The 26,623-nt window shown below is 73.4% G+C and carries 23 protein-coding genes and 2 pseudogenes; 11 read left to right on the top strand and 14 right to left on the bottom strand.

Translation table 11 applies throughout. The features are described 5' to 3' along the window. The 6 genes and pseudogenes from ACBI99_RS26080 to ACBI99_RS26055 all read right to left on the bottom strand — a co-directional run. A pseudogene (locus tag ACBI99_RS26080) lies at window positions 1-473 on the bottom strand (hypothetical protein); the annotation flags it as partial. A gap of 68 nt (window positions 474-541) precedes the next feature. After that, on the bottom strand, window positions 542-745 hold the full coding sequence (locus tag ACBI99_RS26075; RefSeq protein ID WP_375073758.1) for a DegV family protein: 204 nt from the start codon (window positions 743-745) through the stop codon (window positions 542-544). A gap of 315 nt (window positions 746-1,060) precedes the next feature. Further along, window positions 1,061-1,611: pseudogene (locus ACBI99_RS26070) on the bottom strand (DegV family protein); the annotation flags it as partial. Window positions 1,612-1,624: 13 nt separating this feature from the next. After that, window positions 1,625-2,833 carry an imidazolonepropionase gene (gene hutI / locus ACBI99_RS26065; protein ID WP_219517764.1) on the bottom strand — a complete coding sequence of 403 codons (1,209 nt, stop codon included), beginning with the start codon at window positions 2,831-2,833 and terminating at the stop codon, window positions 1,625-1,627. Between the two features lie 416 nt (window positions 2,834-3,249). Next, a complete protein-coding gene (gene hflX, locus ACBI99_RS26060) occupies window positions 3,250-4,662 on the bottom strand; it encodes a GTPase HflX (protein WP_219517763.1) in 1,413 nt (470 codons plus the stop codon). Between the two features lie 83 nt (window positions 4,663-4,745). Next, window positions 4,746-5,435, bottom strand: coding sequence for a DUF4097 family beta strand repeat-containing protein (locus ACBI99_RS26055; RefSeq protein ID WP_357585175.1), 690 nt, complete (start codon window positions 5,433-5,435; stop codon window positions 4,746-4,748). Between the two features lie 144 nt (window positions 5,436-5,579). Between ACBI99_RS26055 and aceB the strand changes: the two genes are divergently transcribed. Genes aceB through ACBI99_RS26015 form a run of 8 tightly spaced genes read left to right on the top strand, consistent with a single transcriptional unit; the run spans window position 5,580 to window position 14,721 of the window. Further along, the gene (gene aceB, locus ACBI99_RS26050) at window positions 5,580-7,157 is read left to right on the top strand and encodes a malate synthase A (RefSeq protein ID WP_375073713.1); all 1,578 of its coding nucleotides are present in this window, start codon (window positions 5,580-5,582) and stop codon (window positions 7,155-7,157) included. Window positions 7,158-7,186: 29 nt separating this feature from the next. Beyond that, on the top strand, window positions 7,187-8,626 hold the full coding sequence (locus ACBI99_RS26045; protein WP_375073712.1) for an FAD-linked oxidase C-terminal domain-containing protein: 1,440 nt from the start codon (window positions 7,187-7,189) through the stop codon (window positions 8,624-8,626). Beyond that, the gene (locus ACBI99_RS26040) at window positions 8,626-9,834 is read left to right on the top strand and encodes an FAD-binding oxidoreductase (protein ID WP_375073711.1); all 1,209 of its coding nucleotides are present in this window, start codon (window positions 8,626-8,628) and stop codon (window positions 9,832-9,834) included. Before ACBI99_RS26045 ends, ACBI99_RS26040 begins: the two co-directional genes overlap by 1 nt. A gap of 1 nt (window position 9,835) precedes the next feature. Beyond that, window positions 9,836-11,038 carry a (Fe-S)-binding protein gene (locus ACBI99_RS26035; RefSeq protein ID WP_375073710.1) on the top strand — a complete coding sequence of 401 codons (1,203 nt, stop codon included), beginning with the start codon at window positions 9,836-9,838 and terminating at the stop codon, window positions 11,036-11,038. A gap of 2 nt (window positions 11,039-11,040) precedes the next feature. Next, a complete protein-coding gene (locus ACBI99_RS26030; RefSeq protein WP_372455438.1) occupies window positions 11,041-11,781 on the top strand; it encodes an IclR family transcriptional regulator in 741 nt (246 codons plus the stop codon). Window positions 11,782-11,804: 23 nt separating this feature from the next. Continuing rightward, window positions 11,805-12,542: an IclR family transcriptional regulator gene (locus ACBI99_RS26025; RefSeq protein ID WP_375073709.1), complete on the top strand. Its 738-nt coding sequence runs from the start codon at window positions 11,805-11,807 to the stop codon at window positions 12,540-12,542. Window positions 12,543-12,546: 4 nt separating this feature from the next. Further along, window positions 12,547-12,759 carry a DUF2277 domain-containing protein gene (locus ACBI99_RS26020; RefSeq protein WP_219517752.1) on the top strand — a complete coding sequence of 71 codons (213 nt, stop codon included), beginning with the start codon at window positions 12,547-12,549 and terminating at the stop codon, window positions 12,757-12,759. A 60-nt stretch (window positions 12,760-12,819) separates the two neighbouring features. After that, complete coding sequence (locus ACBI99_RS26015) at window positions 12,820-14,721, top strand: hypothetical protein (RefSeq protein WP_375073708.1); 1,902 nt, start codon at window positions 12,820-12,822, stop codon at window positions 14,719-14,721. Between the two features lies 1 nt (window position 14,722). On the opposite strand, the gene ACBI99_RS26010 is transcribed toward ACBI99_RS26015, so the two are convergent. Continuing rightward, complete coding sequence (locus ACBI99_RS26010; RefSeq protein WP_219517749.1) at window positions 14,723-15,157, bottom strand: hypothetical protein; 435 nt, start codon at window positions 15,155-15,157, stop codon at window positions 14,723-14,725. Window positions 15,158-15,250: 93 nt separating this feature from the next. On the opposite strand from ACBI99_RS26010, the gene ACBI99_RS26005 reads away from it, so the two are divergent. Genes ACBI99_RS26005 through ACBI99_RS25995 form a run of 3 tightly spaced genes read left to right on the top strand, consistent with a single transcriptional unit; the run spans window position 15,251 to window position 17,523 of the window. Continuing rightward, window positions 15,251-15,931, top strand: coding sequence for a response regulator transcription factor (locus tag ACBI99_RS26005; protein ID WP_219517748.1), 681 nt, complete (start codon window positions 15,251-15,253; stop codon window positions 15,929-15,931). Next, on the top strand, window positions 15,928-17,163 hold the full coding sequence (locus ACBI99_RS26000; RefSeq protein ID WP_375073707.1) for an ATP-binding protein: 1,236 nt from the start codon (window positions 15,928-15,930) through the stop codon (window positions 17,161-17,163). The genes ACBI99_RS26005 and ACBI99_RS26000 overlap by 4 nt, the downstream gene beginning before the upstream one ends. Window positions 17,164-17,199: 36 nt before the next feature. Then, entirely contained in the window at window positions 17,200-17,523 is a 324-nt protein-coding gene (locus ACBI99_RS25995) for a PepSY domain-containing protein (protein WP_219517746.1), read from the top strand. A gap of 11 nt (window positions 17,524-17,534) precedes the next feature. Here ACBI99_RS25995 and ACBI99_RS25990 read toward each other — a convergent pair whose 3' ends face one another. The 7 genes from ACBI99_RS25990 to ACBI99_RS25960 form a co-directional block, all read right to left on the bottom strand. Then, on the bottom strand, window positions 17,535-17,921 hold the full coding sequence (locus tag ACBI99_RS25990) for a RidA family protein (protein ID WP_219517745.1): 387 nt from the start codon (window positions 17,919-17,921) through the stop codon (window positions 17,535-17,537). 75 nt (window positions 17,922-17,996) lie between these two features. Continuing rightward, entirely contained in the window at window positions 17,997-18,632 is a 636-nt protein-coding gene (locus tag ACBI99_RS25985) for an HNH endonuclease family protein (protein WP_375073706.1), read from the bottom strand. Window positions 18,633-18,737: 105 nt separating this feature from the next. Continuing rightward, window positions 18,738-21,923 carry a 2Fe-2S iron-sulfur cluster-binding protein gene (locus tag ACBI99_RS25980; protein ID WP_375073705.1) on the bottom strand — a complete coding sequence of 1,062 codons (3,186 nt, stop codon included), beginning with the start codon at window positions 21,921-21,923 and terminating at the stop codon, window positions 18,738-18,740. After that, window positions 21,920-22,171, bottom strand: coding sequence for a sarcosine oxidase subunit delta (locus ACBI99_RS25975; protein ID WP_375073704.1), 252 nt, complete (start codon window positions 22,169-22,171; stop codon window positions 21,920-21,922). The genes ACBI99_RS25980 and ACBI99_RS25975 overlap by 4 nt, the downstream gene beginning before the upstream one ends. Beyond that, complete coding sequence (locus ACBI99_RS25970) at window positions 22,171-23,373, bottom strand: sarcosine oxidase subunit beta family protein (RefSeq protein WP_375073703.1); 1,203 nt, start codon at window positions 23,371-23,373, stop codon at window positions 22,171-22,173. Before ACBI99_RS25970 ends, ACBI99_RS25975 begins: the two co-directional genes overlap by 1 nt. Beyond that, window positions 23,370-25,760, bottom strand: a complete 2,391-nt coding sequence (locus ACBI99_RS25965; protein ID WP_375073702.1) for an FAD-dependent oxidoreductase — start codon at window positions 25,758-25,760, stop codon at window positions 23,370-23,372. Before ACBI99_RS25965 ends, ACBI99_RS25970 begins: the two co-directional genes overlap by 4 nt. Window positions 25,761-25,863: 103 nt before the next feature. Further along, window positions 25,864-26,622 carry an SDR family NAD(P)-dependent oxidoreductase gene (locus ACBI99_RS25960; protein ID WP_219513553.1) on the bottom strand — a complete coding sequence of 253 codons (759 nt, stop codon included), beginning with the start codon at window positions 26,620-26,622 and terminating at the stop codon, window positions 25,864-25,866. Window position 26,623 lies beyond the last annotated feature (1 nt).

Below are 26,623 nucleotides of genomic sequence, written 5' to 3'. Positions count from 1 at the left end.
GGCAGGGGCTCCGGGGCGGGGCGGGAGCGCCAGAGGAAGAAGCCTGCGACCAGTACGGCCACGGCGGCCAGGGCGAGGAGGGCGCGTACTCCTGGGCGGCCCGGGTCCAGGGAGGGGCGGGGCATGCCGGAAGCGGTGGCCAGCTTGGACAGCAGGGACTCCCCGGAAGCGGCGGTCAGGCCGGACACGGGGGACGGGCCGGAGATGGGGGCCGCGCCAGACATGTAGGCCCCGCCAGCGACGGGGCCCACGTCAGACAGAGCGCAGGGGCCGGACAGAGGGGACGGGTCGGAATTTGTGGGCGGGGCTGGCGGGGTGTGGGGAGTAGGGGCGGTGCCGGGGCGGGTGGAGGCGCGGAAGGCTTGGAAGGAGGTGGGGATGCCGGTGAGCAGTGGGGCCCGGGCCGGGGTGGTGATGGACCGGAGCCGGGTCTCCGCGATGGCCCGCTCGGCGGCGAGGTCGTGGGTGCGCACGGCGAGAATGTACGGACGCGGTGGGTGGGGCGGTGGGGCCGAATGGAGTTCTGTGGATAACCCGGGGTTCAGTGGGCGGGGGTGATGGTGACGCCCAGCGTGCCTGGGCCCACATGGACGCCAATGACGGCACCCACTTCCACGACGCGGGGGCGCGGCAGCCCGGGGAGCCGTTTGGCGAGGCGGTCGGCCAGGGCCTCGGCGCGGTCAGGGGCCGCGAGGTGCTGGACGGCGATCTCGACCAGTTCACCCCCGGCCGCCGCCCCAAGCACTCCGGCGCCCCCGGAGGTGCTGGAGGTGCTGGGGGTTCCGGGGATGGCGGAAGTGCCGGAGGTGCTGGGCCCCGAAGTCCCGTAGATGCCCGGAGTGCCGAAGGTGCCGCATGTGCGGGAGGGGTCGGGCCCCGAGGTGCCGGAGCTGGAGATGCCGGGGGTGCCGGTGCCGGAAATACTGCCCGTGCCGGGAGGGTCAAAGGCTCCGGGGGCGCCGGCGCTCTCGGCGGCTCCCATTGCCTGGGCCGCGTGGACGGCGATGTCTTCCAGGCGGCCCAGGGCGCGGGAAGGGGTGCGGACCTTCTCCAGGAGGGAGATGCGGCCGTCGACCAGGTGCAGCAGCGGTTTGATCAGGAGGGCCGAGCCCAGCAGGGACGCAGCGGCGCCGATGCGGCCGCCTCGGCGGATGTGGTCGAGGGTGTCGACTAGAAGAACGTGCGGGTGCGGGCGGCGCAGTCGCGGGCGGCCGTGGCGACCGCTTCCGCGTCGCCGCCCGCGGCGGCCGCTCGGGCCGCCGCCAGGACGGGGTAGCCGAGGCCCATGCCGATAGAGCGGCTGTCGACGACCTCGACCGGGACGGGGGCGTCGCGGGCCGCCGTGCGGGCGGACTCGGCCGTGCCGGAGAGGGCCGCCGACAGGTGGATCGAGACGACGGCGGAGGCGCCGCCTGCGGCGAGCGCCTCGTAGCAGGCGGCGAAGCGGGACGGTGCAGGCCGCGAAGTGGTTGCTGTGGAGATATTTCCCGAAAAATCGCCCTCGTCGCAGGCCATCTCCCCCAAGACCACCTGTACGGGAACCACCGTGACGCCGGGCACCTCGGGCAGGTATGCGGTGGAATCGGTCACCACGGCGACTTCAGACGGCATAGCCCGAGAGTAACTACTGAACCGGCGTGCCACCCCGCCACACCCGGCGCGGCTTGAGCCCGAAGGACCAGGCGAAGGCGCCCTCGTGGTCGGCGTCCCACTGGACGATGTCGGCCAGCCGCCCGGGCGCCAGCACGCCGCGGTCGGGCGCGCCGAGCACGGTGGCGCCGCCGAGCGTGGCGGCGCGCAGCGCGTCGTTGACGCTCATCCCGAACGCCGACACGGCCATCGCGATGACCAGCGACATCGAGGTGATGCCGCAGTGGCCGGGGTTGTGGTCGCTGCCGAGCGCGATCTGCACGCCGTGCTTGATCATCTGACGGACCGGCGGCAGGTTGCCGCGCTGGAGCGCGGTGGCCGGGCAGACGACGGCGGGCACGCCGTAGCGCGACATGATGGCGATGTCCTCGTCGGACATGTGGTGCAGGCCGTCGGCGGAGGCGCAGCCGAGCTCGGCGGCGAGCTGGACGGCGCCGCGGCGGCTGAACAGCCCGGCGTGGATGCGCGGCAGCAGGCCGACGTTGCGCCCCGAGGCGAGCACCCAGCGGGACTCCTCGGTGGTGAAGTGGCCCTCGTCGCAGTAGACGTCGACGCTGTCGGCTCCGGCCGCCGCCGCGTCGGCGCACCAGGCGCCCACGGCCTCGACGTATTCGCGCTGGCGGCCGAAGTATTCGGGGGGCACGACGTGGGCCGCGAGGAAGGTGACGTGCACCCGCGGCATCATCGGCTCCTTCTCCAGCTCGCGCAGGAGCCGCACGTCGGCGAGCTCGCCGTCGCGGGTGAGATGGTAGCCGGTCTTGGCCTCGACGGTCGTGGTGCCGTTGAGGAGCCAGCCGCGCAGCCGCTCGCGGACGCCGTTGCACAGGGTCCACGGGTCGGTGCCGCGGGTCACGGTGACCGTGGAGCCGACGCCGCCGCCCGCCGCGGTGATGGAGGCCGCGCTGGAGCCGCCGGTGCGGATGGCCAGCTCGGCGTAGCGGTTGCCGGCGTAGACGGGGTGCGTGTGGGCGTCGATGAGGCCGGGCGTGACGAGGGCGCCGCCCAGGTTCTCGACGTGGTCGACGTCGACGATGTCGTCGACGACTCCGGGCACGCTCTGCGGCAGGTCGGGCGCCCGCCCGACCCACGCGATGCGGTCGTTGTGCACGAGGATGGCCGCGTTGCTGAGGACCTCGTTGCCGGTCCAGAGGCGGCCGATGTTGGTCAGAAGGCGAACGGTCACCGCATCACCGCCCCGTGCATGAGCAGCACGCAGCGCACGGCCTGTGCCGCGCCCACTGAGTCCGCTCCGGGTCCGGACGACATGGGGGGTCTCCTGCTCTCATCCGCAAATGCTGTGCGGTGACCGTATCGCCGGACGCATGATCCGGCGATTTCAGTTCAGTTACGTTATTTCACAGGTGGGCTCGCTGTACAGGGTTATTCGGAAGAAAGCCCACTCATCCCAGCCGCCACTCAGCCCCGATCTCACACACAGGCCCCCGCGCGTGTCCAGAACCACAGCAGCCATCGTCGAAACCCGTGCTCTGTCTCAATTTCGTAAGGCTTGGCTCATCGTAGCAACACCAGCCGCCCGGGACCACTGCCGCTTTTGGGCAGCTCTGCGCCTTTTAAAGCGAGAGCTGCCCTGCCGTGCCTTTATGCGACACGTTCGACCGGCTTGCCGACCCGCTCCAGCTCCTGGAAGAGGCTGGGCAGCACGCGGGCGTGCAGGATCGAGCCGTCCTCGACGTGGTCGAGCGACAGCACCTCGCCCTCCTTGTGGACGCGCGAGATCAGGTCGCCGCGCTCGTACGGGATCAGCAGCGTGACCTCGTGGTCCAGGTGCGGCAGCCGGCGCTCGATGAGGCTCATCAGCTCCGGGATGCCGGCGCCCGTGCGGGCGGAGACCACGATGCTGTCGCGTTCGCGCCTGCTGATGCGGTCGAGCACCTCCTGGTCGGCGGCGTCGGCCTTGTTGATCACCACGATCTCGGGCACGTCGCTCGCGCCCTCGATGGTGGCGAAGACCTCGCGCACGGCGGCGAGCTGGCCCTCGGGGTCGGGGTGCGAACCGTCGACCACGTGCAGGATCAGGTCGGCGTCGGCGACCTCCTCCAGCGTGGACCGGAACGCCTCGACGAGCTGCGTCGGCAGGTGGCGCACGAACCCGACGGTGTCGGCGATCGTGAACACCCGGCCCTCGGGCGTGCGCGAGCGGCGCACGGTCGGGTCGAGGGTGGCGAACAGCGCGTCCTCCACCAGCACGCCCGCCCCGGTGACCCGGTTGAGCAGCGAGGACTTGCCCGCGTTGGTGTAGCCGGCGATGGCCACGGCGGGCACCTCGCGGCTCTGGCGGTGCTGGCGCATGGTGTCGCGGGCGGTCGACATGCCCTTGATCTGCCGGCGCAGCTTGGCCATCCGCTCGCGGATGCGGCGGCGGTCCAGCTCGATCTTCGTCTCACCGGGGCCGCGGCCGCCGATGCCGACGCCGCCGGCGGCACGGCCGCCGACCTGCCGGGACAGGTTGCCGCCCCAGCCGCGCAGGCGCGGCAGCAGGTACTGCAACTGGGCAAGCTCGACCTGAGCCTTGCCCTCACGGCTGCTGGCGTGCTGGGCGAAGATGTCGAGGATCAGCGCGGTGCGGTCGATGACCTTCACCTTGACCGTCTCCTCGAGCTGGCGGAGCTGGCCGGGGCTCAGCTCGCCGTCGCAGATCACGGTGTCGGCGCCGGTCGACTCGACCACGTCGCGCAGCTCCAGCGCCTTGCCGGAGCCGATGTAGGTCGCGGGGTCGGGGAACTTGCGCCGCTGGATGAGGCCTTCGAGGACCTGGGAACCGGCGGTCTCGGCCAGGAGCTTGAGCTCCTGGAGTGAGTTCTCGGCGTCGGCGGCGGTGCCGGAGGTCCAGACGCCGACGAGGACGACCCGCTCGAGCCGCAGCTGGCGGTATTCGACTTCGGAGACGTCCTGGAGCTCGGTGGAGAGGCCCGCCACGCGGCGCAGGGCCTGCCGCTCCTCGAGGTCCATGTCGCCGGTCGCGAAGTCGTCGAGCTCGGAGTAATCGTGCATTCGTGTCATCTCTATTAGGGAACGTCTGGGCACCTCGGTGTCTTCCCCGATGGTGACACGACCTCACTCAAGTCATCACCTGGTTATCCCGGCAGCACGCTCACGTCGCCGGACCCGGAGGTGAGGTTGAGCTTGCGGGGGGAGGCGTCGTCGTCGTCGACGGAGACGGTGGCCTCGCCGGAGCCCACGTCGGCGGTCACGTCGTAGGCGCCGGCGGGCACCCGCAGGGTCACGTTGCCGGAGCCGGACTCCAGGTCGGCGCTGTCGGGGGCGCTGGCGTACTTGAGCTCGATCGCGCCCGAGCCGGCCTCGCCGGTGACGGTCTTGCCGGTCAGGCCGGAGGCGTCGATGTCGCCGGAGCCGGCGGTAAGGACGAGCGGGCCGCTCAGCGAGCGCAGCGTGATGTCGCCCGAGCCTGACTCCGCCTCGACCTTGAGCCCCTTGGGGACCTCGATGCGGTAGTCGACGCCGCAGCTCCCCCAGCTCGGCTTGCAGTCGAAGCTCACGCGCAAAGTGTCGCCCTCGACGGCGTGCTCGGCCTGCGGCTTGTTGTCGCGCCAGCGCAGCGTCTCGACGACCCGGATGGCGCTGCCCCCGGTCTCGGTGATGACCGTGTCGCCGGACTCGCTCTTGACGTACAGCTTGGCCACCTTGTCGGTCACCTCGTAGGACACGGTGTCCTGGTGGGTGGGGCCGCCGAGCCCGCCGAGGCCGCATCCCGTCAACAGCAGCGCGGAGGCCAGCACGCCGCCCGCGATCGCGATCGTCTTCATGCCTTCGATCATGTCGCGGACGGGCGGCGCGGGCATCGGGGTTCCCCCGGGGACGACCCCTGCCTTTGACCTGCCGAACCCTCATGCTCTAGCGTCACTTTCATCATCCAGAACTTGGTTTCCACCATACGGAAAAGAGGAGCCATGGAGATCACCGGCCCGATGCACGACCGGTTCGACCAGATCCTCACGCCGGAGGCGCTCGGCTTCGTGACGGCGCTCCAGCGGGAGTTCGGCCCCCGGCGCCTGGAGCTGCTCGCCGCGCGCCAGGCCAGGCAGGAGGAGCTGTCGGCGGGCGGCACCCTCGACTTCCTCCCGGAGACCAAGGAGGTCAGGGAGTCGGAGTGGCGGGTCGCGCCGCCGGCGCCCGGCCTGGAGGACCGGCGGGTCGAGATCACCGGGCCGGTCGACCGCAAGATGACCATCAACGCGCTCAACTCCGGCGCCAAGGTGTGGCTGGCCGACTTCGAGGACGCCAACTCCCCCCTGTGGGACAACTGCGTCAGCGGCCACCTCAACCTGCGCGACGCGCTCGACCGCACGATCGACTTCGAGACCGGCGGCAAGGCGTACGCGCTCAGGCCCGACGAGGAGCTGGCCACCGTCGTGGTGCGACCGCGCGGCTGGCACCTGGACGAGAAGCACGCGCTGGTCGACGGGCGGCCGGTGGCGGCCTCGCTGTTCGACTTCGGCCTCTACTTCTTCCACTGCGCCCAGCGGCAGCTCGACAAGGGCCGCGGCCCGTACTTCTACCTGGCCAAGCTGGAGTCGCACCTGGAGGCGCGGCTGTGGAACGAGGTGTTCGTCCGCGCCCAGGAGCTGCTCGGCATCCCGCAGGGCACGATCCGGGCCACGGTGCTCATCGAGACGTACCCGGCCGCGTTCGAGATGGAGGAGATCCTGTACGAGCTCCGCGACCACTCGGCCGGGCTCAACGCGGGACGCTGGGACTACCTGTTCAGCGTGATCAAGAAGTTCCGCACCCGGGGCCGGGAGTTCCTGCTGCCCGAGCGCAACGCGGTGACGATGACGGCGCCGTTCATGCGCGCCTACACCGAGCTGCTGGTGCGCACCTGCCACAAGCGCGGCGCGCACGCGATCGGGGGGATGGCGGCGTTCATCCCGTCGCGGCGTGACCCGGAGGTCAACGCGACGGCGCTGGAGAAGGTGCGCGCGGACAAGACGCGGGAGTCGGGCGACGGGTTCGACGGCTCGTGGGTGGCCCACCCGGACCTGGTGCCGATCTGCCGTGAGGTGTTCGACGGCGTGCTGGGCTCGCGGCCCAACCAGATCGACCGGCTGCGCGAGGACGTGTCGGTGTCGGCGGCCGACCTGCTGGCGGTCTCCGAGACGCCGGGCGACATCACCGAGGCGGGGCTGCGCAACAACGTGGACGTGGCGCTGCGCTACCTGGCCGCGTGGATGGGCGGGCTGGGCGCGGTGGCGATCCACAACCTGATGGAGGACGCGGCCACGGCGGAGATCTCCCGTTCGCAGATCTGGCAGTGGATCCACAACGGCATCACGCTGGCCGACACGGGCGAGACCGTGACGAAGGAGCTGGTGGAGCGCATCATCGGCGAGGAGCTGGCGAAGGCCGCCGCCGAGCCGGGCTACGACGAGGAGCTGTTCGGCCAGGCGACGGCGTTGTTCAAGGAGGTGGCGCTGGACGACGACTTCGCCGAGTTCCTGACGCTTCCGGCATACGCCCGCATGCCGTAAATATCCTGATATAGAGAGCAGGTGAGGCCATGCTGGATGAGCTGACGGCGGCGCTGGCCGGCATATTGCCCGCCGATTCGGTGATAACCGACCCGGTCCGGCTGCGTACCTACGAATGTGACGGCCTCACCCACCATCGTGCGACCCCCGGCGTGGTCGTGCTGCCCGAGACCGCCGAGCAGGTGGCGGCGGTGGTCAGGCTGTGCCGGGAGGCCGGCGTGCCGTTCGTGGCGCGCGGCTCCGGCACCGGCCTGTCCGGCGGCGCGCTGCCCCGCGAGGACGGGGTGCTCATCGTGACCTCGAAGATGCGGCGCATCCTGGAGATCGACCTGCCCGACCGCCGGGCCGTGGTCGAGCCGGGGGTGACCAACCTGGCGATCACCGAGGCGGTGCGCGACCAGGGCTACTACTACGCGCCCGACCCGTCCAGCCAGCAGATCTGCTCGATCGGCGGCAACGTGGCGGAGAACTCGGGCGGCGCCCACTGCCTGAAGTACGGCTTCACCGTCAACCACGTGGAGGCGTGCGAGATCGTCACCCCGGACGGCGACCTGGTGACGCTGGACCGGATGGACCCGGGCTATGACCTGCTGGGCGCGTTCGTCGGATCGGAGGGCACGCTCGGCATCGCCACCAAGATCACGGTACGGCTGAGCCGCGCCCCCGAGGCGGTCACCACGGTGCTGGCGGCGTTCGAGAGCATCGAGCGGGGCGGCGAGGCCGTGTCGGCCATCATCGGCGCCGGGATCGTGCCCGCGGCGATCGAGATGATGGACGCGCTGGCCATCGAGGCGGCCGAGGCGGCGGTGGCCTGCGACTACCCGCGCGGCGCCGGCGCGGTGCTGATCGTGGAGCTGGACGGGCCCGCGCAGGAGGTCGAGCGGCAGTTCGCGCAGCTCCGGGAGATCTGCTCGGGCGCGTTCGAGCTGCGGGTGGCGGCCGGGGCAGAGGAGCGGGCGGCGATCTGGAAGGGCCGCAAGTCGGCGTTCGCGGCCGTCGGCCGGATCAGCCCCGCCTACATCGTGCAGGACGGCGTGGTGCCGCGCACCGCGCTCCCCCGGGTGCTGGCGGAGATCGACAGGCTGTCGGCCGAGCACGGGATCAGGGTGGCCAACGTCTTCCACGCGGGCGACGGCAACCTGCATCCGCTGGTGCTGTTCGACGACGCCGAGCCGGGGGCGGGCGAGCGGGCCGAGACCGTGTCGGGCGCGATCCTCGACCTGTGCATCGCGCACGGCGGCTCGATCACCGGCGAGCACGGCGTGGGCGTCGACAAGGCCAAGCACATGCCGCGGATGTTCTCGCCCGACGACCTCGACACGATGCAGCTCGTCCGCTGCGCGTTCGACCCAGCCAGGCTGTCCAACCCAGGCAAGGTGTTCCCCACGCCGCGGCTCTGCGGCGAGGTGCCCGGCGTGCGCAAGGGCGCGCATCCGCTGGTGGAGTCCGGGAAGGCGGAGCAGTTCTGATGCTGGAGACGGGCGTGACGGTCAGGGACCCCGGGCCGGACGACGCGGTCCTGGGGATGCTGCCGCGCCGCGTGGCGCTGCCGGAGAGCGTCGAGGAGGTGGCGGAGGTGCTGCGCGCGTGCGCCCGCGACGACCTGGCGGTGGTGCCCGTGGGCGGCGGCACCAAGCTGCACTGGGGCCCGCCGCCTGAGCGCTTCGACGTGCTGCTCGACCTGTGCTGCCTGAACCGGGTGGTCGAGCACGCGGCCGGCGACCTGGTGGTGCGCGCCCAGGCCGGGGTGACGATGGGGGCGCTGGCCGGGGCGCTCGCCGCCGAGGGGCAGGAGCTGGCCCTGGACGCGCCGTTCCCCGACGCCACCGTGGGCGGCACGCTGGCCACGGCCGTGGCCGGGCCGCGCGCGTTCCGCTACGGCACGGCCCGCGACCTGCTCATCGGCGTCACGGTCGTGCTGGCCGACGGCACGGTGGCGAGGTCCGGCGGCAAGGTCGTCAAGAACGTCGCCGGCTACGACCTGGGCAAGCTGTTCACCGGCTCGCACGGCACGCTCGGCGTGATCGCGGAGGCGGCGTTCCGGCTGCATCCGCTGCCCGCCGACCGGCGCTGGATCGTGGCCGTCGCCGACCCGCCCGGCATGGCCGAGCGCGGGCCGTGCCGGGTCCGGGAGCTGGCCGCGACGCTGGCGGCCTCGCAGGCCGAGCCGAGCGCGGTCGAGCTCGACTGGCCGCACGGGCAGGGGCCGATCTGGATGAGCGTGCTGGTCGAGGGGGCCGCCGCGGCGCAGCGGGCCGAGGCGCTGGCCGCGCTCATGGGCGACGCGCTGCGCTCGGTGCGCGAGGAGCCGCCGCCGCAGTGGGGCGCGATCGTGCGGGACGAGGTGCTGGCCGAGGTGCGTTTCCGGCCGTCCAGGCTGACCGGCGTGCTGGACGCGGTGCACTACAGCGGGTTCTCGCTGCGCGGGTCGGCGGTGTCGGGCCGGATGTGGCTGGAGCTGTGGGACGACCCCGGCGAGGACAAGACGGTCACCGCGCTGCGCGGGCTGCGCGAGCGGCTGACGGCGCTGGGCGCGCGGATGACCGTGCTGGCGACGCCGTACGAGGGCGTGGACCGGTGGGGCGAGGTGAGCTCGCTGCCGCTGATGCGGCGGGTGAAGGAACGGTTCGACCCGGGGCGCAGGATGTCTCCCGGGCGGTTCGCAGGAGGGCTCTGACGTGGACCCGAAGCTGATCAACGACTGTGTGCACTGCGGGTTCTGCCTGCCGACCTGCCCGACGTACGCGCTGTGGGGCGAGGAGATGGACTCGCCGCGCGGCCGCATCCACCTGATGAAGCAGCACGTCGAGGGGACTCCGGTCACGCCGGAGATGGCCGGGCACTTCGACGCCTGCCTGGGCTGCATGGCGTGCGTGACCGCGTGCCCGTCGGGGGTGCGCTACGACCGGCTGATCGAGCAGACCAGGGCCGAGGTGGAGCGCACGCACGTGCGCGACCCGCGCGACCGGGCGGTGCGCGGGCTGGTGTTCGGGCTGTTCCCCTACCCGCGCAGGCTGCGGCTGCTGCGCCCGGGGCTGGGGATCGCGCGGCGGCTGGCGCCGTTCCTGGCGCGGGCGCACCCGGGCCTGGGGGCGATGGCCGGGCTCGCGCCCGAGGTGGCGCGGCGGCAGCGGCTGCCCCGGCTGGTGCGCGCCCGGGGTCCGCGCCGGGCGGTGGTCGGCATGCTCACCGGGTGCGTGCAGGGCGAGTTCTTCCCGCAGGTGAACGCCGCCACGGCGCGGGTGCTGGCGCTGGAGGGCTGCGACGTGATCGTCCCGGCCGGGCAGGGCTGCTGCGGGGCGCTCAGCGTGCACTCCGGGCGGCGCGACCAGGCCAGGCGGCTGGCCCGCCGGACCGTCCGCGCGTTCCGTAAGGCGGGGGTCGAGACGGTCGTGGTCAACGCCGCCGGGTGCGGGTCGACGATGAAGGAGTACGGCGACCTGCTCGGCGAGGAGCCGGGCTTCCGGGTCGTGGACCTGTCGGAGTGGCTGGCCGAACTGGGGCCTGCGGCCGAGCGCCATCCGCTGCCGGTCACCGTGGCCTACCACGACGCCTGCCATCTGGCCCACGCCCAGGGCGTGCGGGCGCAGCCGCGCGAGCTGCTGCGCGGCATCCCGGGGCTGGAACTGCGCGAGGTGCCCGACTCGGCCGTCTGCTGCGGGTCGGCGGGCACGTACAACATCTTCCAGCCGGAGGCGGCGCGCGACCTCGGCGACCGCAAGGCCAAGGCGGTCGGGTCGACGGGCGCGGAGCTGCTGGTGTCGGCGAACCCGGGGTGCACGATGCAGATCGCGGCGGCGATGCGGCGCGAAGGCGCCGCGATCAGGGTGGCGCACACCGCCGAGGTGCTCGACGCGTCGCTGCGCGGGGTGGGCCTGTGAGCGTGCAGTCGGTCGAGCGGGCGCTCGACGTGCTGGAGGCGCTGGCCGAGCACGGCGGCGAGGCCGGGCTGTCGGAGATCGCGGCCAGGACCGGGCTGCCCTACGGAACGATCCACCGGCTGCTGCAGACGCTGCTGGCGCGCGGCTACGTCCGTCAGGAGTCCGACCGGCGCTACGCGCTCGGCGGCGGGCTGGTGCGGCTCGGCGGCGTGGCCGAGAGCATGGTGGCCGTGTGGGCGCAGCCGTACCTGGCGCGGCTGGTCGAGCTGTCGGGCGAGACGGCGAACCTGGCGGTGCTGGAGGGCGACTTCATCGTCTACGTGGCGCAGGTGCCGTCGCCGCGCAGGCTGCGGATGTTCGCCGAGGTCGGCAGGCGGGTGCTGCCGCACAGCACGGCCGTGGGCAAGGTGCTGCTGGCGTGGCGGCCCGGCGGCGACGCGGTGACCGTGTTCGAGCGGACCGGCATGCCCAGGCGCACCCCCAACACGATCACCGACATCCAGTCGATGCTGGCCGAGCTGGGCCAGGTCAGGTCCCGGGGCTACGCGCTGGACCTGGGCGAGGAGGAGCTGGGCGTGCACTGCCTGGCCGTGCCGGTGCTCGACGGGGACCGGGTGGTGGCCGCGATGTCGGTGTCGGGCCCGGCCGAGCGGATCGGCGCGCTGGACCGGGGCGAGCTGGCCGAGGGCATGCGCGGCATCGCCCGTGACTTCGCGGCGGAGCTGAGCCCGGCCGCCCGGTAACCGGCGGGGTAAGGTGTTGCGCCATGAGCAACGGCTCGGTGCAGTCGGTCGATCGGGCCATCGCGATCCTGGAGATCCTGGCCCGCGACGGTGCGAGCCGGGTGACCGACCTGGCGGCCGAGCTCGACGTGCACAAGTCCACCGCGTTCCGGCTGCTGGCCGCCCTGGAGCAGGGCGGGCTCGTCGAGCAGAGCGGCGACCGGGGCCGCTACCGGCTCGGGTTCGGCGTGGTGCGGCTGGCCGGCGCCGCGACCGCCCAGCTCGACCTGGCCAAGGAGAGCCGCGAGGTGTGCCTGCGGCTGGCCGGGGAGCTCGGCGAGACCGTCAACGTCGCGGTGCCGCGTGACGGGTGCGCGGTCAACATCAGCCAGGTGCGCGGGCCGTCGGCGATCAGCGGGCACAACTGGGTCGGCCAGCGCACCCCCGCCCACGCGACCTCCAGCGGCAAGGTGCTGCTGGCGTTCGGCGCGCTCGCGCTGCCCGAGGTGCTCGACCGGTTCACGCCGCTGACCATCACCGACGCGCGGCTGCTCGGGCTGGCCGAGATCAGGCGGCGCGGCTGGGCCTTCACCGTCGAGGAGCTGGAGCTGGGGCTGAACGCGGTGGCCGCGCCCGTGCGGGGCGGCGACGGCGCGGTGGTGGCGGCGGTGAGCGTCTCCGGGCCCTCCTACCGGCTGACGCCGCAGCGGCTGCCCGAGGTGGGCGAGGTCATGGCCGTGGGCGCGAGGGAGATAAGCCAGCGGATCGGCCATTACCGTTGAAAGCATGTGCCGAAGCATCAAGACCCTGCGCCCGCCCTACACCGAGGACGTGACCGAGGAGGACGTGCGGGCCGCCGCGCTGCAGTACGTCAGGAAGATCTCGGGCTTCCGCGCCCCCGCCGCCCACAACGCCGAGGCGTTCGACCGGGCCGTCGAGACGATCACCCGCGCCTCGGAGGAGCTGCTGGCGGCATTGCAGGTTCGCGGAAGCCGTTGACAGGCCCGGCCCGCCGGAGAAGTGTCCCCGGTGTAACCACACCGACTGCAGGGGGCCGCGATGATCAGCGGGCTTTACCAGGGGCAGGACGGCGACTCGCGGCTGGAGCTGCGCGTGGACGTCGACGGGACCAGGCCGACCGGGCGCGTCAGCGGTGACCTGTTCACCGTCTCCGGCGCCACGACGGGCTACACGGGCTCGTTCGTGGTGCACGCGCCGGCCGTGACGGCGGGGGCCGTCGAGGGGCGCGGGGCGTTCACGTACGAGACCGGCGATCAGGACGTGCGCGTCACGATCTCCGGCGAATCGGGCACCGCGCGGGTGGCGGGGCGCACCTACCCGATCACGTTCGTCTCGCGTCACTTCCGCAAGGTCCTGCTGGAGCAGGACTCCGTCGCCGGGGCCGTGCCGTTCGTCAGCTACGACACCGGCTCGCTGCCGGGGCCCGCCGGGTCGCCCGCGCGCGAGCTGAGCGTCGCCGCCGCGTGGGCGGAGGCGGGCATCGAGCTGACCGTGGCCGAGCCGGGCGTCATCCCGGTCGACGGCGCGGGCGCCGACCTGGCGTGGGACGACGCCGAGCTGCACCACGCGATGACGCAGCAGTTCAGCAGGTTCGGCGACGCGGCGGCCTGGCGGGTGTGGCTGCTGGTGGCCAGCAAGCACGTCGGCGGCTACCGGGGCATCATGTTCGACTACGGCGACGCCCACCAGCGGCAGGGCGCCGCCGTCTTCCACGACGCGATCAAGGGCGACTCGCCGCAGGCGCAGCGGGCCATGCTCAGGACGTACGTGCACGAGCTCGGGCACGCCTTCAACCTGCTGCACTCCTGGCAGAAGAACCTGGCCACGCCGCCCCAGCCGCTCGGCCCGTCGGGCGGCTTCGGCGACCTGTCGTGGATGAACTACGTGCAGAACTACCAGCCGGGCGGCGAGGCCGGTTACTGGGCGGCGTTCCCGTTCCAGTTCACCGACTCCGAGCTGGTGCACCTGCGCCACGGCTTCTACCGGGACGTGGTCATGGGCGGCGGCGCGTTCGGCAGCGGCGCGGCCGAGCCGGCTCCGTTCGAGCAGCCGGTCGAGGACCTGTCGGGGCTGGCGCTGGAGCTGCGGGCCAAGGAGTCGTTCGGGTTCGGCGAGCCGGTCGTGGTCGAGCTGCGGCTGTCGTGCACCGGCGAGCCGCGCACCACGCACGGCCACCTGCATCCCGACACCGAGTTCACCCAGGTGACGATCACCCAGCCAGGCGGCAGGACCGTGCTGTACCGGCCGATGATGCGCCACTGCGTCGACAGCTCGCCGCGGATCCGGCTCGACGCGGGCAACCCGGCCATGTACCGCAGCGCGTACATCGGGCACGGCCGCGACGGGCACTACTTCCAGCAGCCCGGCGAGTATCACGTCAGGGCCCAGTACGTGGCCGCCGACGGCTCCCGCGTCGTCTCGCCCCCGTGCCTGGTCCGGGTGCGCCGGCCGGTCGGCGACGACGACCACCGGGTGGCCGAGCTGATGCTGGGCGAGGAGCAGGGCCAGCTGTTCTCGCTGCTCGGCTCCGACTCCCCGGCGCTGCGCTCCGGCAACCTGGCGCTGGAGGAGGTCATCGACCGCTACGGCGGGCATCCGCTGTCGGTGTACGCCCGGCTGGTCAAGGGGCTGAACGCCGAGCGCGGCTTCAAGGCGCTGACGCCCGGCAACCGGCTGCGGGTCCGGCCGCCGGACGCCAAGCAGGGCGTCGAGCAGCTCGCCGAGGTGGCCAGGATGGGCGGCATCGACAACATCACGCTCAACCTGGTGATGCGGCGGCTGGCCCGGGCCGAGGCGCGGCAGGGCGAGCTGCGCAAGGCGCACGCGGTGATGGACGCGATGGTCGCGACGTTCGCCGCCAAGGGTCTCAATCCCATCGTCATGGGGCAGATCAGGCGGCAGGCGGAGCTGACGAAGTCGGCGCTCAGCGCCGAGGCGTGAGCTAGCCGGTCAGCGTGACCGGCCGACCGCCGCGGCAGCCGATGGTCAGCTCCACGTCCTCGCCCTCGTCGGCCTCGAACTCCACCTGGACCTCGAGGGCGGGGCCCGGCTCCACGCCGTCGACCGAGTAGCCCTGCGCCGGGCTCCAGGACCGCAGGGTCGCCCGGTCGCCGTCGCACGAGGCGATCACGGTGCCGCCGGGGCTGCGGACGAACTCGCCGCCCTGCGAAGTGGGCTGGGCGGACGGGCCGGGTGTCGTGGTCGCGGGCGCCGGCTGCCGGGCCGACGCGGTGGCGAGCGCGGCGCGGGCCTCGTCCTGCGTCATGACCTCGCCGGACGAGCCCGTCAGCGCGCCGCCGACCAGGCCGAGCACCGCCACGGCCGCGCCCGTCGCGGCCACCGCGGTGGCCGCCCAGGCCAGGACGAGTCTCTTCACCCCGCCACCTTCCCCCCTGTACGGCTAAGCCCAGGTTAAGACCGCGATAACAGGCGACGTCACAACACCGCCGACCGTCTACCGTTTCCGTATATGGCTGACATCCTGCTCATCGAGGACGACGTGACGATCCGCACCGCGCTGAGCCGGGGCCTGCGGGATCTCGGCCACGCCGTGTCCTCCTCCCCCACGGCGCTCGACGGGCTGCGGCTGGCCGTCCAGGACCGCCCCGACCTGATCGTGCTCGACCTGGGGCTGCCCGACCTGGACGGGGCCGAGCTGCTGCGCATGCTGCGCGCGGTGAGCAGGGTGCCGGTGATCGTGGCGACCGCCCGCGACGGCGACGCCGAGATGGTGCCGGTGCTGGACGCGGGGGCCGACGACTACGTGGTCAAGCCGTACAGCGCCGCGCAGCTCGACGCGCGGATCAGGGCCGTGCTGCGGCGGGCCGCCGACGCGACGCCGGAGGAGCCGCTGCGGGTGGGCGGGCTGCGGGTGGACCCCAGGGCGCGGGAGGCCCGGCTCGACGGGGCCACGCTGGACCTGACGCCGCGCGAGTTCGACGTGCTGCACTACCTGGCGGCGCGGGCCGGCGAAGTGGTCACCAAGCGTGAGCTGCTGACCGAGGTGTGGCAGCTCCCGTACGGCGGTGCCGACAAGACCGTGGACGTCCACCTGTCGTGGCTGCGCAGGAAGCTCGGCGAGACCGCCTCCGAGCCGCGCTACCTGCACACGGTGCGCGGCGTCGGCGTGAAGCTGGTCGGCCCGTCGTGAGGCGCTGGCTGGCGCTGCTGGTGGCGGCCACCACGTCGCTGGTGCTGGTCGCGCTGCTGGTGCCGATGGCGCTGCTGATCCGCGCCGTCGCCGAGAACGGCGCGACGAGCCGCGCCACCACGGCCGCCGAGTCGGTCGCCGTCGCGGTCGGCACACCGGAGCTGTCGCTGGCGCTGGAGCAGGTGGCGCGGCCGGTCACGGTGTTCCTGCCGGACGGCGGGCGGCTCGGTGAGAAGGCCGAGCGCTCCGCCGCGGTCCGGCTGGCGGCGACGGGCCGCAGTGTCACCGCCGAGTGCGACGACGGCGGCCGGGAGGTGCTGGTCGCCGTGCAGTCACCGGACGGCACGGTGGTGATCCGGGTGTACGTGAGCGAGGACGAGCTGTGGCGCGGCGTGCGCGAGGCGTGGCTGGCGCTGCTCGGGCTCGGGCTCGCGCTGGTCGTGCTGGGCATCGCGCTGGCCGACCGGCTGGCGCTGGCCGTCACCCGGCCGGTCGACGGGCTGGCGCGCGTGTCGCACCGGCTCGCGGGCGGCGACCTGGAGGCGCGGGCCGAGCCCGGCGGGCCGCCCGAGGTGCGCTCGGTCGCGCTCGCGCTCAACCATCTGGCCGGGCGGATCGGCGACCTGCTCGCCGCCGAACGCGAGTCGGTCGCCGACCTGTCACACCGGCTGCGCACGCCGCTGACGGGGCTGCGGCTGGACGCCGAGTCGCTGCGCGACCCGGAGGAGGCCGCCCGCATCGGCGCCCGCGTCGACGCGCTGGAGCGGGCCGTCAGCGCCGTCATCACCGACGCCCGCCGCCGCTCCGCCGGGCGCGAGAGCTGCGACGCCACCGCTGTGGTGGACGAGCGGGTGCGGTTCTGGTCCGTGCTGGCCGAGGACCAGGGCCGCGCGGTCACGGTCGCGCTGCCCGAGGGCGAACTGCCGGTCGCCGTCGGCGGCGAGGCCCTGGCCGCCGCCGTGGACGCCCTGCTCGGCAACGTCTTCGCGCACACCCCCGAGGGCGTGTCGTTCACCGTACGGCTCGCGCCCCACCCCTCCGGGGCCCTGCTGACCGTCAGCGACGACGGCCCCGGCTTCGACCCCGCCCTGCTCGCGCGGGGCACCAGCGGCGCCGGCTCGACCGGGCTCGGCCTGGACATCGCCCGCCGCACCGCCGAGTCCTGCGGCGGGCGCCTGACCGTCTCCTCCCACGGCGGCGCCATCGTGGAGATGGTGTTAACGCGGCCTTAGCGCGCGTTTACCGTCGTTCGCGGTTTCGTCTTGGGTATGCACATCACCAAGAAGATCATCGTTGCCAGCGGGGTCACCATGGCCCTCGTCGCCGGCGGGTCCGCCGCCTTCGCCGCCGTCAACCGGCCCGCCCCCAAGGTGAGCGCCGAGCAGGCGATCCAGCTCGCCCAGAAGCAGGTGCCCGGCTCCTGGGTGTGCGAGGTCGACTTCGACCGGCGCGGCACCCGCCCCGACGTGTGGGAGGTCAAGGTCGTCAAGGGCGACGTCGCGCACGAGCTCGACATCGACGCGGCCACCGGCAAGCTCCTCCACGAGGAGACCGAGCCCGTCGACGACGACGGCGACCGGGACGACGACTGAGCCTCCGGCGCTCAGCCCGCCGCCACCACCTCGATCTCCACCAGCCAGTCGCCGGCCAGCGTCTGCGCCACCACCGCCGTGGTGGGTACCCGGCGTCCGCCCAGGGCGGCCGTCCTGGCCCTGGCGTTCGCCTCGGCGTAGCCGGGGTCACGCAGGTAGCTCGTCAACCGCACGATGTTGTCCACCCCCATCCCCGCCGCCGCGAGGATCGCCCGCAGATTCGCCCAGACGAGCTCCAGCTGCTCGTCGAGCGTGGCCCCGGCGACGCCGTCGCGGTCCAGGCCCATCGTCCCCGCGACGAACAGGAACCGGGACGGATCACGCACCTCGATCGCGTGCGCGTAGTCGTCGGTGGCGGCGTAGACGCCCTCGGCCGGGTCGTGCACGATCAGCTCCATGCCGGCCATCGTGACCCCTCGGGCGGCCCGGCCCCAGAGCCAAGCCGCCCCGATTGGTCCCCTCCCGGCCCGGGGTCAGCAGGAGGACAGGACGCCCTTCATCGCGTCCTTCTCCGCCGCCGTGACCCACAGCTCGTACTTGGCCTTCACCTCGATCTGCCGGGCGATGTACGCGCACCGGTACGACTTGCGCGGCGGCAGCCAGGTCGCCGCGTCGGAGTCGCTCTTCTGTCCGTTGAGCGGGCCGTCGACCGCGAGCAGGTTCAGCGGGTCGTTGGCGAACTCCTTGCGCTTGGTCTCCGACCACTTCTGGGCGCCCTTCTGCCAGGCGTCCGACAGCGGGATCAGGTGGTCGATCTGCACCTCGGAGCTGGTGTCCTGGCCGCGCCTGAACTCGATCCGCTTGCCGCTGTAGGGATCGTCGAGGATGCCCGTGAGCACGACGCAGTCGTGGGTGCCCTTCTTGAACGTCTCCTCGCGCAGGTCGCGCTTGAGGATGTCGTTGCGCGTGTCGCAGCCGTTGTGGTCGACGTCGGCCCACGCCGGGCCGAACTCGTCACGGTCGAACCCCGTCTTCGGCGCCCGGCCCTTGACCGCCAGGTCGTCCAGCTTCTTGCGCGCCTCGCCGACGTCGGCCGCGTCCCCCTTGGCGGCCTTGCCGGAATCGGGGGTGAGGCCCGCCTCCAGCTCCCCGCAGCCTGTCACCGTCATCGCGACAGCCAGCGCCGCCGCGGCCATTCTCGCCCGTCCCCGCACGTTTGCCCCCAGACTCCTGATGTAAAAGCCTAGGTATATCAATTACCCGTAACGCCGCACTTATCTCTTGATGGCGTCAAGAAGCCATTCGGCGAGGTATCGCGTGTACGAGGAACGTACGTGGATCTTGTACGCGTCCATCCCCTTTTCCAGGATCACCGGCACCCCGGCGAGCAGCGTCTGGGCAGGGCCGGTGAACACGCTCGGGTGCAGGTCGAGGGCGCATCCGGTGATGAGCACGTCGAGCGCGCCGGGGCCGCCGAGCTCCAGCACCGTGCGCTGGCCCGACACGTCCACCCAGCCGTCCTCGCCCTCCCCCTCGACCAGCCACCACGCCGGGCCCAGCCGCAACCCCCTCCCGGGGTCGGCGCCGCGAACCTCCCACCTGGGGACGGGCGGCAGCTCCCGCAGCCGCACCCGTTCGCCGCCCGCCGCCGCGAACCGCTCCGCGAACGCCGCCGCCGGGCTCTCCGCCCGCGCCGGCCCCGCCGTCGCCCACGGCCGCGCGGGCGCCGGGTCGCCCTCCCGCCTGGCGTTCTCCGGGTCGTAGAAGACCGGCTCCACCACGCGCACCCCGACGGCCGTCTCCCCCGCCACGGCCACCAGCCGATCCCCGGGGCCCACCCCGCGCGCCAGGGCCAGCGCGAACGTCCGCCCCAGCACGGCGCTCTCGTAACTGCTGGTCACATGCCCTGCCATCGGCACCGGGGCCGCGTTCGGGGTGACGAGCTGGGCGCCTTCCTCCAGGAGGGTCGCCGGGTCGTCCGGCAGGAGGCCGACGAGGCGCTTGCGGTCGGTCCTGGCGGTGTCGGGCCGGCTGTGGGAGCGCTTGCCGACGAAGTCGGGCTTGCTCCGGGAGATGATCCACGACATGCCGAGGTCGTGCGGCGTGACGGTGCCGTCGGTCTCCTGGCCGACGATGGGGAAGCCCTTCTCCGCGCGCAGCACGTGCATGGTCTCGGTCCCGTACGGCACGGCGCCGAGGTCCAGGACCGTCTCCCAGAGCGCCCGCCCGTAGGCCCAGGGCACGTTGACCTCGTAGGCGAGCTCGCCGGAGAAGCTGATGCGGAAGACGCGCCCGGCGACGCCCAGCACCGGCGTGGCGGCGTACCGCATGAAGGGCAGGTCCACGGCGCCGGGGGCGACGGCGGCCAGGACGCGGCGGGCGTGCGGCCCGGCGACGACGACGGTGGCCCAGTGGTCGGTGACGGAGGTGAGGCGGACGTCGAGGTGCGGCCATTCGGTCTGGTGCCATTCGTCCAGCCAGTCGAGGACGGTGGCGGCGTTGCCGGTCGTGGTCGTCATCAGGTAGTGGTCGCCGGCGAGGCGGGTGGTGGTGCCGTCGTCCAGGACCATCCCGTCGGCGGTGCACATGAGGCCGTAGCGGCAGGCGCCGACGGGAAGCGTGGAGTACAGGTTCGTGTAGATCCGGTCGAGGAGGACGGCGGCGTCGCGGCCCCGGATGTCGATCTTGCCGAGGGTGGAGGCGTCCATCGCGGCGACGGAGGTGCGGGCGGCGCGGCACTCGCGCAGCACGGCCTCGCGCATGCCCTCGCCGCCGATCGGGAAGTAGCGGGGCCGCTTCCACTGGCCGACGTCCTCGAACACGGCGCCGCGGGCGACGTGCGCGTCATGCATGGCCGTGGTCCTGACGGGGTCCGACAGCTCGCCCCGGGCGCGGCCGGCGAGCGTGGCGAAGGCCACCGGCACGTACGGGGCGCGGTACGTGGTCGGGCCGACCTGGCCGGGCGCGGCGCCGAGGAGCGCGGCCAGGACGCCCGCGACGAGCGCGCCGGAGGTCTTGCCCTGGTCGGCGCCGGTGCCGGCGGTGGTGTAGCGCTTGACGTGCTCGGCGGAGCGCAGCCCGGCGCCGGTCGCCCGGGCGAGGTCGGCTACGGTGACGTCGCGGTGGAGGTCGACGAACGCGGTCGGGTCGGGGGCGAGCTCCCCCCAGTACGCGGCGGGCGCGTCACCGGCGGGGACGGGCCGGGCGGCGTGGCGGGCGGGGCGCCCCTGGGCGGCGCGGGCGGCGTCGAGCCCGGCGGCGTGGCCGTCCTCGACCGCCTCGTCCGTGCCGTACAGGCCGCGGCAGGCCCCGGCGGAGCGCTCGGCCTGCGCGGAGCGGCCCGGCACGAACGCCTGGAGCGCCTCGTCGAACACGATCGTGCCCCGCGACTGGCTGAACAGGTGCACGGCCGGGTTCCAGCCGCCCGCGACGGCGAGCAGGTCGGCGGCCACGTGCCGGCCGCCGACGCGGACGCCGGTGAGCAGGCCGTCGCCGTCGGCGGTGGTCCCGGTGATCACCTGGCCCGCCCCGCCGGGGCGCGGGTCGACGACGGCGGCGATCTCCACCCCGGCCGCCTCCAGGTCGCGGGCCGCCTCGTACCCGGAGTCGGCGCACGCGTACACGACCGCCCGCCGGCCGGGCCGGACCCCGTACCGGTTGACGTAGGCGCGGGCGGCGGAGGCGAGCATGACGCCGGGCCGGTCGTTGCCCGGGAAGGGCAGCGACCGCTCGTGCGCGCCGGTCGCCAGCACGACCTGCGCGGCCCGAAAGTGCCACAGGCGTTCGCCGTCGTGGCGGCGTTCGACGGCGACCAGGTGGTTGTGGTCGTAGTAGCCGATCACGGACGTCCTGGTGAGGACGCGGACCTCGGGCATCCCGGCCAGCCGGCGGGCGGCGCCGCCGGCCCGGTCCAGCGGGTCGCGGCCGTTGAGCAGGTCGCCGCCGAGGCGGGGCTGGTCGTCGGCGAGGATCACCCGGACGCCGGTCCCGGCGGCGGCCAGGGCGGCGGCGAGCCCGGCGGGGCCGCCGCCGACGACCAGCACCTCGCAGTGCAGGTACGCCTTGTCGCAGCGGACGGCCCCGGCGGCGGGGCGGGCAGGATCGGAGTGGGCAGGGTCAAGGCGGGCAGGGTCGAGGCGGGCAGGGTCGAGGCGGGCAGGGTCGAGGCGGCCTTTGCCGCGCAGGCTCCACGCCTCAAGCCCGGCGCGCAGCTCGACGGTGGTGGCGGGCAGCATCGGGTCGTCCCCGACGCGGACGAGCGCGTTCGGCTCCTCGGCCCCGGCGGTGAAGACGCCGCGCGGGCGGCCCAGCTCGACGCTGCGCCCGACCACCCGCACCCCGGCGGCCAGCAGCGCGGAGGCGAGCGTGTCGCCGGGATGCCCGTGCAGCGGGCGGTCGTCGAAGCGGAACGGAAGCGTGACGGATCGGTCGATGAGACCGCCGGACGGCAGACGGGTCATGAGGGGGCATCCCGGATCTCGTGGGTGACCGTGTGGCGCTCGACGGTGAACCAGACGCGGCACCCGTGCACGTGGAACCACCGCTCGTGGAACCAGCCCTTGGGGTTGTCGCGCCGGAACACGTACCGGGCCCACTCGTCGTCGGTGAGCTCGGCGGGCGTCCCGGGGTAGGCGACGCCGGCCTGGCCGCCGTAGCGGAACTCGTTCTCGTCGCGGGGTCCGCAGTGCGGGCAGGGGATGAGCATCATCAGTGCGCCACCGCCGCCGCGCCGTGCTCGTCGATGAGCGCGCCGGTGGCGAACCGTTCCAGGGCGAACGGCTCGGCGAGCGGGTGCGGGACGCCGTGCGCGATCGTGTGGGCGTAGACGGAACCGGCGCCGGGGGTGGCCTTGAAGCCGCCGGTGCCCCAGCCGGCGTTCACGTACAGGCCGTCGACCGGGGTGGGGCCGATGATCGGCGAGGCGTCGGGCGACACGTCGACGACGCCCGCCCAGGTGCGCAGCACCCGCACCCGGCTGAAGATCGGGAACAGCTCCAGCGCCGCCGCCATCTGCGCCTCGATGACGTGGAAGGCGCCGCGCTGCCCGTAGGAGTTGCAGGCGTCGATGCCCGCCCCCATGACGAGCTCGCCCTTGTGCGCCTGGCTGACGTACACGTGCACGGCGTTGGACATGACGACGCAGTCGAGCACGGGTTCGAGCAGCTCCGACACGAGCGCCTGGAGGGGGTGGGACTGGAGGGGCAGCCGGAGGCCGGCGTGTCCGGCGAGCACGGAGGTGTGCCCGGCGGCGGCGAGCGCGACCTTGCCGGCCGCGATCCGGCCGCGCGAGGTCCGCACGGCCCTGACCCGGCCGCCGGTGATCTCGAACCCGGTGACCTCGCAGTCCTGGATCAGGTCGATCCCGTACGCGTCGGCCCGGCGGGCCAGCGCCCAGGCGACGTGGTCGTGCTTGGCGATCCCGCCCCGGCGCTGCAACGTCGCGCCGAGCACCGGGTGGCGGGCGCTGCCGGAGACGTCGAGGACCGGGCAGAACTTCTTGACCTCGGCGGCGTCGAGCCATTCGGCGTCGATGCCGTTGAGCCGGTTGGCGTTGGCCCGCCGCCTGCCCTCGCGCACGTCGGCGACGCTGTGGGCGAGGTTGAGCACGCCGCGCTGGCTGAACTGCAGGTCGTAGCCGAGCTCGTCGCTCAGCCCCTCCCACAGCCTGAGCGAGTGCTCGTAGAGTGCGGCGCTCTCGTCCCACAGGTAGTTGGAGCGGATGATCGTGGTGTTGCGCGCCATGTTGCCGCCGGCCAGCCAGCCCTTCTCCAGCACGGCCACGTTCGTGATGCCGTGATCACGGGCCAGGTAGTAGGCGGTGGCCAGGCCGTGGCCGCCGCCGCCGACGATCACCACGTCGTAGGCGGGCCGGGGGTCGGGGTCGCGCCACAGGAAGTCGGGGTGGGTCAACGTCGGATCTTCTCCATCCGCGGGTCGTACAGCGGTTCGGCGGCGACCTCGGCGGCAACCCGCCGCCCGAAGTAGGAAATTTCCACATCTGTCCCGGGGGTGGCCAGCTCGACCGGCAGCCACGCGTACGCGATCGGCCGCCCGATCGTGTGCCCGTAGGCGGCGCTGGTCACGTACCCGACCGTGCGGCCCGCGTGCCGGACCGGCTCCTTGCCCATGACCACCTCGCCGGTCAGCAGCGGCGCCAGGGTGCGGCCGATGTCGGGGCTGAGCGCGTCCCTGCCGACGAAGTCCTTGCCCTCCTTGACCGCGAACCCCAGCCCGGCCTCGTACGGGCTGTGCTCGGTGGTCATGTCGACCCCCCAGAGCCGGTAGCCCTTCTCCAGCCGCAGGCTGTTGAACGCCGCCCGCCCGCCCGCGACCGGCAGCCCGGTGGCCCAGAGCGTGTCCCACAGCTTGAGCCCCAGGTCGGCGGTGGTGTAGAGCTCCCAGCCCAGCTCCCCCACGTACGAGACGCGCATCGCGGTCACCGGCACGATCCCCACGTGCCCCGTCCGGCAGGTGAAGTAGCGGAAGCCCTCGTTCGACAGGTCCATGTCGGTCAACGGCTGCACCAGCTCCCTGGCGCGCGGCCCCCACACCCCGACGCAGCAGGTGCCCGGCGTGATGTCGCGCACGTACACGTCGCCGGGCGCGTGCCGGGTGATCCAGTCGAGGTCCAGGTTGCCGTTCGCGCCGATCTGGAACCGGTCCTCCGCCAGCCGCGCCACCGTCAGGTCCGACCGGATGCCGCCGCCCGCGTCCAGGAGCAGCGTGTACGTGACCGAGCCCGGCTTCCTGTCGACGTCGTTGGTCATCAGCCGTTGCAGGAACGCCGCCGCCTTGGCCCCGCCGACCTCGATCCGTTTGAGCGGCGTCATGTCGTAGAGCGCGACGCCCTCGCGGGTGGCGTGCGACTCGGCGGCGGCGACCGGCGACCAGTGCCGCGCCGCCCACTCGTCACGCCGGGCGGCGCCCAGCGCGGGCTCGGCCAGCCGGTCCGCGAGCGGCCGGTTCGCCTCGAACCAGTGCGGCCGCTCCCACCCGGCCGCCTCCAGGAAGCAGCCGCCCAGCTCGCGCTGGCGGACGTGGAACGGGCTGGTGCGCATCGGGCGCGGCGAGGCCATCGGCTGGAGCGGATGGATGACGTCGTAGACCTCGGCGAAGTTCTGCGCGCCGCGCTCCGCCACGTAGGCGGGGGCGAGCTGGACGGGCTCGAACCGGCTCAGCTCGCACTCGTGCAGGTCGTAGCCGGAGCGGCCGTCGACCAGCAGCTCGGCGACGGCCCTGGCGACGCCCGCCGAGTGCGTCACCCAGACGGCCTCCGCCACCCAGAACCCGTCGAGCCCCGGCGCCTCCCCGATCAGCGGGAACCCGTCCGGCGTGAACGAGAAGACGCCGTTGATCCCGTCGCGGTAGCCCGCCTCCTTGAGCGCGGGCAGCAGCTCGGCGGCGTCACGCCAGGCGGGCTCGAAGTCCTCCTCGGTGAACGCCCGCACCGAGGGCATCGTGGTGCCCCCGGGCTCGATCTCGTGCTGGGCGACCGGCATCGGGCGGTGGGAGTAGGAGCCGACGCCGATCCGGTCGCCGTGGTGGCGGAAGTAGAGGTCGCGGTCCTGGTGGCGCAGGATCGGCCCGGCCGCCGCGCCGGGCACCGGCCCCGACCTGGCGTACTGGTGGGCCAGCGGTTGCAGCGGCACGGTGAGCCCGGCCATCGCGCCGATCGACGGCCCCCAGAACCCGGCCGCGCACACGACCACGTCCGCCTCGACGACCCGGTAGCCGCCGGCGTGCTCGACGGCCACGCCGGTGACCCGGCCGCCCTTGTGGTGCACGCCCACCACGGTGTGGCCGGGCAGGAAGCGGGCGCCGCGCCCGACGGCCCGCCGAGCCTGGGCCTCGCAGCAGCGCACGGCGTCGGCCAGCCCGTCCGCGGGCACGTGGAACCCGCCGAGCACCCGGGCGGGGTCGAGCAGCGGCCACAGCTCGGCGCACCGGGCGGCGTCGACCAGGTGGCCCTCGACGCCCCACGACTCGGCCCAGCCGTGCTTGCGGTGCAGGTCGAGCCAGCGTTGCGGGGTGGTGGCCACCTCCAGGCCGCCGACCCGCTCGAAACAGCCGAGCGCGGCGTACTTGCGCACGGTGTAGGCGGCGAACTCCGTCATGGTCTTGGACGGGCTCGTCTGGAAGACCAGGCCGGGCGCGTGGGAGGAGGATCCGCCGGTGGCGGGGAGCGGCCCGCGGTCCACGACGGTGACGTCGGTCCACCCCCGGCCGGTGAGCTCGTCGGCCAGCGCGCAGCCCACGATGCCGGCTCCGATGATCACGGTACGCGGCCGGCTCACCATGGGCCCTCCGGTTGTTCCCTGATGCGCAACATGGACCGGATTACGCAACGAACATAAGGCCGAGCGGGGCCCCCGACAAGGCCCTCGCTCCCGGAGGGCGCGGCTAGGTGATCAGAATCCCGCCGTCGACGGGCAGCGTCACCCCGGTGATGTACGAGGACGCGTCGCTCGCCAGGAAGATCGCGGCGGCGACCAGCTCGGCCGGATCGCCCGCCCGCCGCATGGGCACGCGCAACTCCAGCATCGCCTCCAGATAGCCCGGCTTGTACTGCTCGGTCATCTCGGAGGCGAAGAAGCCCGGCTCCAGGCAGTTGACCCGGATGCCGCGCCGCCCGGTCCACTGCTGGGCCAGGTCGCGGGTCAGCCCGATCACCGCCGCCTTGGACGCGCTGTAGGCGGCCTGCGGCAGCCCGGCGGTGGTCTCGCCGAGGACGCTGCCGATGTTGACGATGGACGAGCCGGGCCGCATCACCCTGGCGCACGCCTGCGCCATCCAGTAGGTGCCGTGCAGGTTGATGTCGACGACCTGCCGGAACTCCTCGGGCGTCTCGCGCAGCGCAGGCACGGCGGTGCCGACGCCCGCGTTGTTGATCAGCACGTCGACGCCGCCCAGCCCGTCGACCGCCGCCGCGACGAGCGCGTCGCAGTCTTCGACCCGGGTCACGTCGGTGGCGACGGCCAGGCAGCGGCGGCCGGTCTCCTCGACCAGCCGCCTGGTCTCCTCCAGCCGGTCGGCGCGGCGGGCGCCGATCACGAGGTCGGCCCCCGCCTCGGCCAGGCCGCGGGCGAAGGCGACGCCCAGCCCCGCGGACGCGCCGGTGACGATGGCGACCTTGCCGTCGAGGCTGAAGCGGCCCAGCATG

Source organism: Nonomuraea sp. ATR24, assembly GCF_041950485.1.
In the GTDB taxonomy this organism is placed as follows: domain Bacteria; phylum Actinomycetota; class Actinomycetes; order Streptosporangiales; family Streptosporangiaceae; genus Nonomuraea; species Nonomuraea ceibae.
The sequence above is the reverse complement of the archived record's forward strand: the minus strand, read 5'-3'. Positions and strand labels throughout refer to the sequence as shown.